Source organism: Nocardia sp. IFM 10818 (assembly GCF_054655275.1).
In genome coordinates, this window is sequence record NZ_BAAHJH010000001.1 from 2396524 (window position 1) to 2409881 (window position 13358).

Sequence of the window (13358 nt, forward strand, 5' to 3'; positions counted from 1 at the left end):
CACCAGGTGACGGCGCGGTGTCGGGGGTCGCGACTAGGCTGGCCACCGGGGTTACGACGACACGATGTCGAGCGGAAGGACGGTGACGGTGCCCGGGGTAGCGGACGCACTCGACGGTACTGCGCTGCTGCGCTGGGGGCGGCTCTGCCTAACAGCGCTGGAGCGCCACCGCGCCGAGATCAACGCCCTCAATGTCTTCCCGGTCCCCGACTCCGACACGGGCACCAACCTGCTGAACACCATGCGCGCCGCCGTGCGCGGGGCGGAGGAAGCCACCTCCGGTGCTGGAACGAGCACGGCCGAAGAGCTCGATCGGCCCGAGGCGGGTGCCGTGCTGCGCGGGGCGGAGAACGCGCCGGCCGGAGCCGGGGCGTTCGTCGCCGATGTGGCGCACGGCACGGCTCAAAGGTGGCCGGTCGGTGGGTTCGAAGTGGGCGATTCGATCGAGCTGCCGGGCGATGCCGGGCTGGACGGCGATGAGTCGACGCGAGGAATATCGGCATTCGCGATCGCGAGTGCTATGGCGCGGGCGGCTACGGCGGGGGCTCGGGGGAATTCGGGGATCATCCTGTCGCAGGTGCTGCGGGGGGTGGCCGATGCGGTGTGTGATGGACCGCTCACCGAGGCGACATTGCGCTCGGCTTTGCGGCGGGCGGCGGGGCTGGTGCGGGAGGCGCTGAGTTCGCCTGTCGAGGGGACCATGCTGACGGTGCTGGACTGTGCTGCAGAGAGCGCTGGGGAATGTCCGGAGCGCACATTGCCCGCGGTCGCGCTGGCCGCGGCGGATGGGGCGGCGAAGGCGCTCGAAGAGACGCCGTCTCAGCTCGGGGTGTTGCGTGAGGCCGGGGTGGTGGATGCCGGTGCTCGGGGGCTGCTGGTGCTGCTGGATGAATTGGTCATCGTGGCCGGTGCGCAACCTCCGACGCGGCCCACCTATGTGCGGGGCGAGTCCGGGGCGGCGTCGTATCGGCCGACTGTCCGGTCCGCGGCGGTCCAGTCGGGCGCGGTCGGCGCAAGGGGTGCGGCGCCCGTCGACGTGCATGGGGCGGCGGCCGGTGGTGCGCGCACTGTGGCCGGTGACGTGCGCGGGGGCGGAGATGCGGCAGGAACAGCTGAGCACGCCGGCCCGGCGGACAGGCCCGATGTTGCGGCGGGACGTGCCGCGAATTCCGTCGCTTCGGCAGGTGACGCGCACGGGGCCGGGTACGCGGCGGGAATCGATGCGAATTCTGTTGGGGTGGATGTGGATTCGGAGCACACGGCCTACGGTGGAATGGGGGGTGAGGCGGGTGCTCCTATGTATGAGGTCATGTATCGGCTGAGCGGCTCCGATGACGAGCGGGTGGCACGGCTGCGGGATCGGCTTGCGGCACTGGGGGATTCGGTTGTTGTGGTGGGGGACGGCGCGGGGGGCTGGTCGGCACATGTGCATTGCGCGGACGCGGGGGCCGCGGTGGAGGCGGGGCTGGTGGCCGGGACGCTGAGCGGGATTCGGATCGAGACGCTGGCGGTGTCCGAGCATGCGCCGGAGGGGGTGGCGGATCGGGGGATTCTGGCGGTGGCTTCCGGGGAGGGGGCGGTGCGGTTGTTCGAGGATTCGGGGGCGGCGGTGCTGGAGGGGGAGGTGACGGCGGAGGCGTTGCTGGCGGGGATTCGGGGGTTGCCGCATCGGGAGGTGCTGGTGTTGCCGAATGGGGCGTTGCCGGCGCACGAATTGGTGGCGGTGAGTGTGGCGGCCCGGGATGGGCGGCGGGAGGTGCTGATGTTGCCGAGTGCGTCCATGGTGCAGGGGCTGGCGGCGCTGTCGATGCACGATGGGGGGCGGATCGCGGTGGACGATGCGTTCGCCATGTCGGAGGCGGCGGCCGGAACACGGTGGGGGGCACTGCGAGTCGCGCCGGAGCGGGCGCTGACGATCGTGGGGATGTGCGATGCGGGGGACGGGCTCGGGCTGGTCGGGCACGATGTGGTGGTGATCGACGCCGATGTGCGGGCGGCCGGGCGCACGCTGCTGGACCGGATGCTCGGGCTCGGTGGGGAATTGGTGACCATGCTCATGGGAGCCGATGCGCCCGAAGGGCTTTCGGCAGAGTTGAGCGATCATGTCGGGACCGCCTTCCCCGGTGTGGAGGTGGTGGTGTACCCGGGCGGGCAGCCCGGGGATCTCGTGCAGATCGGGGTTGAGTAGTGGCGACATTGAGTGATCGGCTGGACCATGTGCTCGGCGTGAAAGCCGCCGAGCCGTTGGCCGAGGCCTTCGATATGCACACCGTCGAGGACCTGCTGCGGCATTATCCGCTGCGCTATGCCACCCAGGGGCAGCCGCTCACCGAGGAGGCGCCGGAGGAGGGGCAGCACATCACGGTCATGGGCCGGGTCACCAAGACCGAACTGCGGCCCATGAAGAACCGGCGCGGCAGCCTGCTCAAGGTGGCCCTCGACACCGGCGGCCCGCGTCCGGTCGACATCACCTTCTTCAATGGCGACAAGGTGCGCTATCTGGTGAAAGACGGTGTGAGGGCGATGATGTCGGGCACCGTGCACTGGTGGCGGCCGGACCGCTGGAACCTCTCGCACCCGGATTACCTGATCCTGCCGGACAAGGAGGACGGTTCGGTCGAGAACCTCACCTCGGTCCGCGGCGGCGGCGCCCTGCGCGGTCTGGCGCAGAGCGCGAAAGGCGCCGGCGGCGTGGATGTCTCGTTCTTCGAACGGGAATTCATCCCCGTCTATCCCGCCACCGCCAAGGTGCAGAGCTGGGATCTGTTGCGCTGCGTCCGTCAGATCCTCGACCAGCTCGACCCCATCGACGACCCGCTGCCGGAGGACCTGCGCGCCGAGCATTCCCTGCTCCCCGTCTCCGACGCCCTGCGCCTGATCCACCTACCCGAGCGCAAATCCGATATCGACGAGGCCCGCAATCGCCTGCGCTTCGACGAGGCCCTGGCCCTGCAGCTGGTCTTGGCCGAGCGCCGCCATCGGACCGAGGGCCGCGCCGCCAAACCCTGCCCGCCCCGCACCGACGGCATTGCCGCCGCCTTCGACAAGCGCCTCCCCTTCGAACTGACCGAAGGCCAGCGCACCGTCATCGACGAGATCTCCGCGGACCTGTCCCGCAGCCACCCCATGCACCGCCTGTTGCAGGGCGAGGTCGGCTCCGGCAAGACCATCGTCGCCCTGCACGCCATGCTGCAGGTGGTCGACAACGGCCAGCAGACCGCCCTGCTCGCTCCGACGGAAGTCCTTGCCGCCCAGCACTATCGATCGCTGAAGAATATGCTCGGCGACCTCGGCGAGGCCGGTGAGCTGGGCGCGGCCGACACCGCCACCAAGGTGGTGCTGGTGACCGGCTCCATGTCCGCGGGCCAGAAGAAGGCCGCGCTGCTGGACGCCGTCACCGGCGAGGCGGGCCTGGTCATCGGCACCCACGCCCTGATCCAGGAGGCCGTGGAGTTCTTCGACCTCGGCATGGTCGTCGTCGACGAACAGCACCGCTTCGGCGTGGAACAGCGAGACGCCCTGCGCGCCAAGGCGAAGAACGGCATCAGCCCGCATCTGCTGGTCATGACCGCCACCCCCATCCCGCGCACCATCGCCATGACCACCCTCGGCGATCTGGAGACCTCGACCCTCACCCAGCTCCCGCGCGGCCGCTCGCCGATCACCTCGAAAGTGGTGCCCGCCAAGGTGAAACCCTCCTGGGTGGACCGCGCCTGGGAGCGCATCCACGAGGAAGTCCAAGCCGGTCGCCAGGCCTATGTGGTCTGCTCCCGCATCGGCGACGAGGACGAGAACGGCAATGGTAAAGCCAAGGGCCGCAAGAAATCCGATGAGGAGAAGGAAGGCCCCACCACCCACGCCGCCGTCGATGTCTACGAAATGCTGCGCACCGGCCCTCTGAAGGACCTACGCGTGGGCCTGCTCCACGGCCGCCTCCCCTCCGACGAAAAAGACCGCGTCATGCGCTCTTTCAACGACGGCGACATCGACGTCCTGGTCTGCACCACCGTCGTCGAAGTCGGCGTGGACGTCCCCAACGCCACCGTCATGGTCATCGTCGACGCCGACCGCTTCGGCGTCAGCCAGCTCCACCAGCTGCGCGGCCGCGTAGGCCGCGGCAAACACGCCGGCCTGTGTCTGCTGATCACCGAATCCAACCCGGTCGGCACCGCCATGGCCCGCCTCGAAGCGGTGGCAGGCACCACCGACGGCTTCGAACTCGCCGTACTCGACCTCCGCCAGCGCCGCGAGGGCGACGTCCTCGGTTCGGCCCAGTCCGGCACCGCCCGCAGCCTCCGCCTGCTGTCCTTGCTGGACGACCTCGAAGTAATCACCGCCGCACAGCAATTGGCCCGCGAGGTAGTCGAGTCCGACCCCGGCCTGACCAGACACCCCGGCCTCGCCAGCATGATGCACGCCGCAGTGGACGGCGAGCGCCTGGAGTACCTGGCGAAGTCCTAGACCTGGCCGCACACCCCTTGTGCCCCGTCCGCACCCGGTCCCAACGGTAATTCGGGGTGTGAACCGGCCCGAAGGGGGTGTGAACCCCGGGCGTGGATCTTGAAACGCAACCACAGCCAGTCTCCCCGTCCGAAAGGTGAGGCCACGGCTCCCAACTGGGGAGCCGGCGCCGGGTACGGCAGGCGAGGTGACCCCTCTTCCTCGTTTGCTTTGCGCACGCAAGAGAGCCAAGACCTCCCGCGAAGCAAGATCACCGGTGCACCGACCGCCCGCGGATCGAACCGCGGCAACGCCTCAGCGAGGAATCCGCGGATAGGGCAGATCCGTACTGGTGTTCTCAGCGATCGCCAACGGCCGCCCGATCTGCGGGAAGGCGCGCTGCGGGCAATTGGGCCGCTCGCACACCTTGCAGCCCGCGCCGATGGGAATGGCGGCGGCCGGGTCGTCGAGCTGGAGGCCCTTGGAGTACACGAGGCGGTCGGCGTATTCGATATCGCACCCCAGGCCGATGGCGAATTCCTTACCGGCGGTGCCGAATCCGGTGGGGGTGGGCGTGGTGGTGCGGGCGACCCAGAGGTAGCGGCGGCCGTCGGGCATGGCGGCTATCTGGGTGAGCATGCGGCCCGGGTGGGCGAAGGCCTCGTGGACGACCCACAGCGGGCAGCTGCCGCCGACGCGGGAGAAGTGGAAGGCGGTGGCGGACTGGCGTTTCGAGATATTGCCGGCGCGATCGGTGCGTATGAGGAAGAAGGGGACGCCGCGCTGGCCTTGGCGTTGCAGGGTGGACAGCCGGTGGCAGACGGTTTCGAAGCCCACTTCGAAACGTAGGGATAGCAGGTCGATGTCGTAGCGTAGCTCTTCGGCCGACCGCAGGAATTTGCTGTACGGGAGGATGAGCGCCCCCGCGAAGTAGTTGGCCAGGCCGATCCGCGCCAGCGTGCGGGATTCGCCGCTCAGGGAGGGTGTTTCGTCGAGCACCTCGTCGAGCAGGTTGCCGTGCAGCAGGAAGGCCAGGGTGGTGGCGATCTGGAAGGCGCGCTGGCCCGGGCGCAGCCGGCGGGCCAGGGTGAGGGTGCGGGTCTCCGGTTCGTAGTGGCGCTTGGGCACATTCGGGTCGGCGCCGTCGCCGCGGACCAGCACGGTCACGCCGGCGCGTTCCTCGGCCACGCGGGCGAGCTGGCGGTCGAGCGAGCCGATGGCGAGTCCGCAGTCATCGAACAGTCGTTCCGCCGCGAGGTCCAGCTGGGCGATGTGGTTGTGGTGGTCGTAGAAGAAGTCGCGCACATCCTCGTAGGGCATGGGCACGCCGGGTGCGCCGGTGGGGGTGGCGACCTTCGAGGACAAGAGATCCAACTGGTCGGTCGCCGCGCGTAGTCGGCGGTGCATGGCCACAACGATTTTCGCGACCTCGGGCATGCGCGTCGCCAGATCCTCGACCTCGGCCACGGGGGCGGCATTGCCGCCCGCGGCTTCGACCAGGATCTCGTGCAGATCCGACACCAGCCGGGCGTCGGAGTCGGCGGCGAAGAACTGCACGTCGAGATCGAAGGTGGAGTTCAATTTCAACAGCACCGGGATCGTCAGCGGCCGCTGATCACGCTCGAGCTGGTTGAGATAGCTGGGGGACAGGTCCAGGGATTTGGCCAAGGCCGCCTGGGTCATCCGGCGTTCCTCGCGCAACCGTCGTAGTCGGGCCCCCGCATACATCTTGCGCACAGTGCGAGATGGTACCCATACTGCTTCGCAAACATCGCATTATGACGGGACTCGCCCGTATTCCGGTGATTCTGCGAGCGTTTTCGTGGTCGCGGCACGTCTGCGTAGCATGCGAATTCGAGACGTGGGGCGGGCCCTTTTGTGGGTCCCCATCGTACGCGGCGCCGACGAGCAGCGGGCTCGAACCGCATCCGGAACGTACCCAGGAACCGGGCCTCTCAACCCAAAAGCAGGTGAACTTGGAGTTCGCCGACCTCAGCCCGGCAGCTCACCGAGTCTGATCCAATAGCGTCGCACCACACCGTATTCGGAGTCCAGAATGCTTTCGAGGCTGCCGCCGTGGCGCTCGATCGTCCGCGCCGAGGCGAGGTTCTCGTCCTCGCAGACGATCAGCACCTCGGCCATGCCGAGCGCACGGGCTTCGCCGAGCATCCGCCCCAGCGCCCAGGTGGCCAGCCCGCGCCGGCGCGCGGACGGCCGGATGCCGTAGCCGATATGCCCGGCGTGCTGTACGAAATCGCCGAAGCCGTGCCGCAGCGCGATACCGCCGAGCACCTGCTCGCCGTCGACGATCCAGCGGTAGGTGCACACCGCCGACTGCGCGTCCTCGGTCAGCCGGGTGATCCACGCGGTGAACCCGGCGAACGAGTCGACCTCGTCGGCGGGCCGCAGCCCGAACCCGTCTTCGTGCAGGCCGGGACCCCATTCCCGATGCGCCGCCAGCCACGCGGCATGCAGGTCTGCGGTGGGCGCGATCAACTCGGGCATAGCGCGACACTACCGATCCGGTGTCCAGGCCCCTGCCGGGTTTCCCGGCCGTCCCGGTGGTTCGCGACTTCGCAGTTGCCACGGGATTCGCTCGCCGAAATTCGCCGATGCGAGGCGTTTTCCCAGGTCGGTGGCCTGCGTAGCGTCGGAAATATGAAGACCTATCCAGTGCGCGCCCGCTCCGCGGCGGAACAGTTCCCGAGGGAGGAGCACCTCGCCGCCCGTATCGCCCAGGTGGCCGTGGATCCGGTGGCCGTGCCCGCCGACGTCGAGGAGATGATCGTCAACCGGATCATCGACAATGCCGCCGTGGCGGCCGCGTCGGTGCTGCGGCGGCCGGTGACCACCGCGCGGCGGCAGGCGCAGGCGCACCCGTACGGGCCCGGCGCCACGGTGTTCGGACTGCCCGGGGCGCAGCGGTTCTCACCGGAATGGGCGGCCTGGGCCAATGGCGTGGCCGTGCGCGAACTCGATTTCCACGACACCTTCCTGGCGGCGGAGTACTCGCACCCCGGCGACAATATTCCGCCCATCCTGGCCGTCGCACAGCACACCGGCCGCAGCGGCGCGGAGCTGATTCGCGGCCTGGCCACCGGCTACGAGATCCAGATCGACCTGGTGCGCGCGATCTGCCTGCACGAGCACAAGATCGACCATGTCGCCCACCTCGGACCATCGGCCGCCGCGGGCATCGGCACGCTGCTCGGGCTCGACGCGGACACCATCTACCAGGCCGTCGGCCAGGCCCTGCACACCACGACCGCGACCCGGCAGTCCCGCAAGGGCGAGATCTCCAGCTGGAAGGCGTTCGCGCCCGCCTTCGCCGGGAAGATGGCCGTCGAAGCGGTGGACCGCGCCATGCGCGGCGAGGGTGCGCCCGCGCCCATCTGGGAGGGCGCCGACGGCGTGATCGCCTGGCTGTTGGGCGGATTCGACGCCGAGTACCAGGTGCCGCTGCCGGGTCCGGGCGAGGCCAAGCGCGGGATTCTGGACAGCTACACCAAGGAGCATTCGGCCGAATACCAGAGTCAGGCCCCGATCGATCTGGCGCGGCGCATGCGCGATCGGATCGGCGATCTCGGCCGGATCGCCTCGATCGTGCTGCACACCAGCCACCACACCCACGTGGTGATCGGCAGCGGCTCGGGCGACCCGCAGAAATACGATCCGCATGCCAGCCGCGAAACCCTCGATCACTCGGTGCCCTATATCTTCGCGGTCGCGCTGCAGGACGGCGCCTGGCATCACGAGCGATCCTATGCGCCCGAGCGCGCGCAGCGGCCGGACACCGTCGAACTCTGGCGCAAGATCAGCACCGTCGAGGATCCGGAGTGGACGCGCCGCTATCACTCCGCCGATCCGGCCGAGAAGGCGTTCGGCTGCCGCGCCGTGGTCACCCTGGACAGCGGGGAGACCATTGTCGACGAGCTGGCGGTGGCCGACGCGCATCCGCTGGGCGCACGGCCGTTCGGTCGCGCGCAGTATGTCGAGAAGTTCCGCGTGCTCGCCGAGGGCGTGCTGGAACCGGCCGAGCAGGATCGCTTCCTCGACGTGGCCCAGCGCACGCCCGAGCTGAAAGCCGGTGAGCTGGAACAGCTCACGTTCACCGTCTCCGACGCGGTGCTGGCCGCCGCACCCGCGACTCCCGGAGGGATCTTCCGATGACTACCTCAGTGTTCCGGCGTATCGAGGATCAGCGCCTGCGCGGCGATCACGGTGGTCCCGTTGTAGGTCATGGCCGGCGATCCGTACAGCCGATAGCCCTCGTCGAGCAGTTTGCTGATGCGTTCACAGAACCTCGCATCGTCCGGTCCGGTAATGAGGCGGTAGCGCAGCGGTTGATCGGTCATACCGCAAGCCTAGGACGGTGGTCGCGGTGACCGGGCTCATGGCCGCCACGACCACGGCGGCGGACAAGCGCGCGGCCTTTCGCGCCGGGTTGACGAGCGGGCGGATCCAGCGGTTTCCGGGCGCCTTCAATCCTTTGGTGGCCAAGCTGATTCAGGAAGTCGGCTTCGAGGGCGTCTACGTCTCCGGCGCGGTCGTGTCGGCCGAGCTGGCGCTGCCCGATATCGGCCTGACCACCCTCACCGAGGTGGTCGAGCGCGGCCGCCAGATCGCCCGCGTCACCGACCTGCCGGTGCTCATCGACGCCGACACCGGATTCGGCGAGCCCATGAACGCCGCCCGCACCGTGACCATGCTCGAGGACGCCGGACTGGCCGGCTGCCACATCGAGGATCAGGTCAATCCGAAGCGCTGCGGGCACCTGGACGGCAAAGCCGTTGTCCCCGTTGCGGATATGGTGCGCCGTCTACGTGCGGCGGTGTCCGCCCGCCGCGATCCCGGCTTCGTCATCTGCGCCCGCACCGATGCCCGCGGCACCGAGGGCCTCGACGCCGCCGTCGACCGGGCCAAGGCGTACGCCGATGCGGGCGCGGACCTCCTCTTCACCGAGGCCCTGGCCGATGCCGGTGAGTTCGCGAAGTTCCGTGCGGCCGTGGACATCCCGCTTTTGGCGAATATGACCGAGTTCGGCAAGTCCGAACTGCTGTCGGCCGCCGAGCTGGAGAATCTCGGCGTCGATGCCGTCATCTACCCGGTGACCACGCTGCGCCTGGCCATGTTCGCCGTCGAATCCGGCCTGCGCGAGATCGCCGCCACCGGAACCCAATCCGCGCTCGTGGATCGCATGCAGCATCGCGCCCGCCTGTACGAGCTGCTCGAGTACTCCCGCTACAACGAATTCGATTCCGACATTTTCAATTTCACCGTGAGCGAGTGAGCTGATGACCGAGATCAAGAAGGGCCTGGCCGGGGTGGTGGTCGATACCACCGCCATCTCGAAGGTGGTGCCCGAGACCAGCACCCTGACCTACCGCGGCTATGCCGTGCAGGATCTGGCCCGGCACTGCCGTTTCGAGGAGGTCGCCCACCTGCTGTGGCACGGCGAACTGCCCGATGCGGCCGAACTGCGCGCCCTGACCGAACGCGAGCGCGCCCTGCGCCGCGCGGACCGCTCCCTGCTGGCCCTCATCGACCGCTTGCCCGAGACCTGCCATCCCATGGACGTCGTCCGCACCGTGGTCAGCTACCTCGGCGCCGAGGACCCCCTCGAGGATCGCGGCCGCAGCCGGGACGAACTGCTGGCCAAGGCCCTACGCATGACCGCCGTCCTGCCCACGGTCATCGCCGCCGATATGCGCCGCCGCCGCGGCCTGGACCCGCTCGCCCCCGATCCCGCCCGCGGTTTCGCCGAGAACTTCCTCTACATGTGCTTCGGCGAGCCCGGTCCCGGCACCCGCCACCTGGATCCGCGCCTGGTGCGAGCCTTCGAAACCTCGCTGATCCTGTACGCCGAGCACAGCTTCAATGCCTCCACCTTCGCCGCCCGCGTCGTCACCTCCACCGAATCCGATATGTACAGCGCGGTCACGGCGGCCATCGGCGCCCTCAAGGGCCCGCTGCACGGCGGCGCCAACGAGGCCGTCATGCACATGATGCTGGAGATCGGCAAGCCCGAGCGAGCGCGGGAATGGTTGCAGGACAGGCTCTCCCGCAAACAGAAGGTGATGGGCTTCGGCCACCGCGTCTACAAGGACGGCGACTCCCGCGTCCCCACCATGAAAGCCGCCCTCGACGATATCGCCGACCTCACCGGCGGCGCCGAATGGCTGCGCATGTACGACGAACTCGAAGCCACCATGGCGCAGGCGAACGGCATCAAACCGAACCTCGACTTCCCCGCCGGCCCCGCCTACTACCTCATGGGCTTCGACATCGACATGTTCACACCGATTTTCGTCATGAGCCGCATCACCGGCTGGACCGCCCACATCATCGAGCAATCCCAATCCAACGCCCTCATCCGCCCCCTCTCGGAATACACCGGCGTCCCCCCGCGATCGCTGCGCGGAGTCGCCTGACCCTCAGGCAGAGCGCGCCGGAATCGAAATCCTGCGCCGCATGGGCGCAGGCCGAAGGCTCCGGCGATCAACGGTCATGCGGCCGCCCGCGCGCGTGGTGCGGGCGGCCGATGAGCTGCGGCGGATCGGTGTCAGCGCACGGCGTGAGCGGCGGTCACCATGTTCCGCAGTGACGCCTCCACTTCGGCCGGGCCGCGGGTCTTCAAGCCGCAATCCGGATTGACCCAGAGGCGTTCGGCCGGAACCGCTTTCAGTGCCTCACGCAGGGATGTGGTGATCTCCTCGACAGTGGGGACGCGCGGGGAGTGGATGTCGTAGACGCCCGGTCCTACGCCGAGCGCGAAGCCTGCCGCATTGAGGTCGTCGAGCACCTCCATGTGCGAGCGCGCCGCCTCGATGGAGGTGACGTCGGCGTCCAGTTCGGCGATGGCGCCGATCACCTCGCCGAATTCCGAATAGCAGAGGTGGGTGTGGATCTGGGTGGCGTCCGAGACCCCGGCCGTGGACAGCCGGAAGGCCGCGACGGCCCAATCCAGGTAGTGCTGTTCGGCTTCCGCCCGCAGCGGCAGTAGTTCGCGCAGCGCCGGTTCGTCCACCTGGATGATGCGGATGCCCGCCGCCTGCAGATCCACCGTCTCGTCCCGGATGGCCAGCGCCACCTGCCGGGCGGTGTCCTCGATCGGCTGGTCGTCGCGCACGAATGACCAGGCCAGGATGGTGACCGGACCGGTGAGCATGCCCTTGACCGGCTTGTCGGTGAGGGATTGGGCGTATTCGATCCACTCGACGGTCATGGGCTGCTGCCGCGTCACATCGCCGAACAGGATCGGCGGGCGGACGCAGCGGGTGCCGTAGGACTGCACCCAGCCATTGGCGGTGGCGCAGAAGCCGTCCAGCTGCTCGGCGAAGTACTGCACCATGTCATTGCGCTCCGGTTCGCCGTGTACCAGCACGTCGATGCCCAGCTTCTCCTGCAGCGCAATGACATCGGCGATCTCGGCGCGCATCCGGTCGCGGTACTGCGCGGCGGTGATCTCGCCCTTGACCAGGGCCGCGCGATCCTTGCGAATCGCGGGGGTCTGCGGATAGGAGCCGATGGTGGTGGTCGGCAGCGGCGGCAGCGGCAGGCGTTCCTGTTGCAGCACACGGCGTTCCGCGGCGGGGGAGCGGCGGGTGGCCTCCGGGCCGAGCGCCGACAGGCGCGCCCGCACCGTGTCGTTGCGCAGCCGCGGATCGGCGGCCCGGGACTCGAACGCCGCACGGGCGGCGGCCAATTCGGCCGTGATCGAGGCCGTGCCCTCGTGCAGCGCGGTGGCCAGCAGCCGCACCTCGGCCACCTTCTCCGCACCGAAGGCCAGCCAGGACCGCAGCACCGGCTCGATACCGGCTTCGGCGTCGAGCGAATACGGCACGTGCAGCAGCGAACTGGAGGTCGAGACCACCAGCGCCCCGGTGCTGCCGAGCAGGGTGCCCAGCGTGCTCAGCGCCCGATCCAGATCGGTGCGCCACACATTGCGGCCGTCCACGACACCCGCCACCACCAGCTTCCCGGCCAGCGCCGGCACCGCGGCGACCTCGCCGACCGTCGTCCCGGCGGTGAAGTCCAGCGCTATGCCCTCGACGGCGGTGCCCGCCAGCACCGGCAGCGCCGCACCCGGACGCCCGAAGTAGGTGGCGACCAGAATCGCGGGCCGATCCGCCGAGGCCGACAGCTCGTCGTACACCCGCCCGGCCACCGCGAGCTCGGCCGCGGTGAGGTCGGTCACCAGCACCGGCTCGTCGATTTGCACCCACTGCGCGCCCGTCGCCGCCAGCTGCCGCAGCAGATCCAGATACAGCGGCAGCAGTGCGTCGATCCGCCGCAGCGGATCACCCTCGGCATCCTTGGCCAGCTTCAGGAAGGTCAGCGGGCCGATCACCACCGGCCGCGCGGGCACGCCGAGCGCCAGCGCCTCCCGCAGCTCGTCGAGAAGCTTGTCCGGATGCAGCGCGAACTCGGTGTCCGCGCCGAATTCCGGCACCAGGTAGTGGTAGTTGGTGTCGAACCATTTGGTCATTTCGAGCGGTTCGACCGCATCGGTGCCGCGGGCCGCCGCGAAATACCGATCCAGCGGATCCGCGATACCGGCCACCCGCGGCGGCAGCGCGCCGACCATGACCGCGGTATCGAGCATCTGGTCGTAGTACGAGAAGGTGCCCACCGGCACCGAATCCATTCCGGCCGCGGTCAGTCCGGTGAGCTGAGCGATGCGGAGCTCCCTGGCGACGGCGTGCAATGCCTCGGCATCGCTGCGTCCCGCCCAGTAGGACTCGGTGGCGCGCTTCAGCTCACGCCGCGGCCCGATCCGCGGTGAGCCCAGAACCGTTGCGGTGAAAGGGGAAATGTTGGTCACAGCTGTTCTCCAGTGTTTCCAGAGCCACTGGCCGCCGCCCACGGGCATGGCTGAACCCGAGTGCCCCGAATACACGCTCACGCGAGCATGCGGA

9 protein-coding genes are annotated in these 13358 nt (G+C 69.0%); 5 read left to right on the top strand and 4 right to left on the bottom strand.

Going from position 1 to position 13358, the window contains the following annotated elements:
* The first annotated feature begins 64 nt into the window (after positions 1 to 64).
* Together ACYQ5L_RS10815 and recG are read left to right on the top strand one after the other, a co-directional pair.
* On the top strand, positions 65 to 2188 hold the full coding sequence (locus ACYQ5L_RS10815) for a DAK2 domain-containing protein (RefSeq protein ID WP_459957227.1): 2124 nt from the start codon (positions 65 to 67) through the stop codon (positions 2186 to 2188).
* Positions 2188 to 4461 carry an ATP-dependent DNA helicase RecG gene (gene recG, locus ACYQ5L_RS10820; protein WP_459957228.1) on the top strand — a complete coding sequence of 758 codons (2274 nt, stop codon included), beginning with the start codon at positions 2188 to 2190 and terminating at the stop codon, positions 4459 to 4461. The genes ACYQ5L_RS10815 and recG overlap by 1 nt, the downstream gene beginning before the upstream one ends.
* 294 nt (positions 4462 to 4755) lie before the next feature.
* On the opposite strand, the gene ACYQ5L_RS10825 is transcribed toward recG, so the two are convergent.
* Entirely contained in the window at positions 4756 to 6177 is a 1422-nt protein-coding gene (locus ACYQ5L_RS10825) for a short-chain fatty acyl-CoA regulator family protein (protein ID WP_459957229.1), read from the bottom strand.
* Between the two features lie 255 nt (positions 6178 to 6432).
* The gene (locus ACYQ5L_RS10830) at positions 6433 to 6945 is read right to left on the bottom strand and encodes a GNAT family N-acetyltransferase (protein ID WP_459957230.1); all 513 of its coding nucleotides are present in this window, start codon (positions 6943 to 6945) and stop codon (positions 6433 to 6435) included.
* A gap of 153 nt (positions 6946 to 7098) precedes the next feature.
* Here ACYQ5L_RS10830 and prpD point away from each other — a divergent pair, with 153 nt between their 5' ends.
* A complete protein-coding gene (gene prpD, locus ACYQ5L_RS10835; protein ID WP_459957231.1) occupies positions 7099 to 8610 on the top strand; it encodes a 2-methylcitrate dehydratase PrpD in 1512 nt (503 codons plus the stop codon).
* 5 nt (positions 8611 to 8615) lie between these two features.
* Here prpD and ACYQ5L_RS10840 read toward each other — a convergent pair whose 3' ends face one another.
* A complete protein-coding gene (locus ACYQ5L_RS10840; protein ID WP_379200495.1) occupies positions 8616 to 8795 on the bottom strand; it encodes a DUF1737 domain-containing protein in 180 nt (59 codons plus the stop codon).
* 38 nt (positions 8796 to 8833) lie between these two features.
* On the opposite strand from ACYQ5L_RS10840, the gene prpB reads away from it, so the two are divergent.
* On the top strand, positions 8834 to 9730 hold the full coding sequence (gene prpB, locus ACYQ5L_RS10845) for a methylisocitrate lyase (RefSeq protein WP_459963395.1): 897 nt from the start codon (positions 8834 to 8836) through the stop codon (positions 9728 to 9730).
* A 4-nt stretch (positions 9731 to 9734) separates the two neighbouring features.
* On the top strand, positions 9735 to 10871 hold the full coding sequence (locus ACYQ5L_RS10850; protein WP_459957232.1) for a bifunctional 2-methylcitrate synthase/citrate synthase: 1137 nt from the start codon (positions 9735 to 9737) through the stop codon (positions 10869 to 10871).
* 131 nt (positions 10872 to 11002) lie between these two features.
* Here the strand turns inward: ACYQ5L_RS10850 and metE are convergent, their stop codons facing one another.
* Positions 11003 to 13312 (bottom strand): 5-methyltetrahydropteroyltriglutamate--homocysteine S-methyltransferase, encoded by a 2310-nt coding sequence (metE, locus tag ACYQ5L_RS10855; protein WP_459957233.1) that lies wholly within the window; start codon positions 13310 to 13312, stop codon positions 11003 to 11005.
* Positions 13313 to 13358 lie beyond the last annotated feature (46 nt).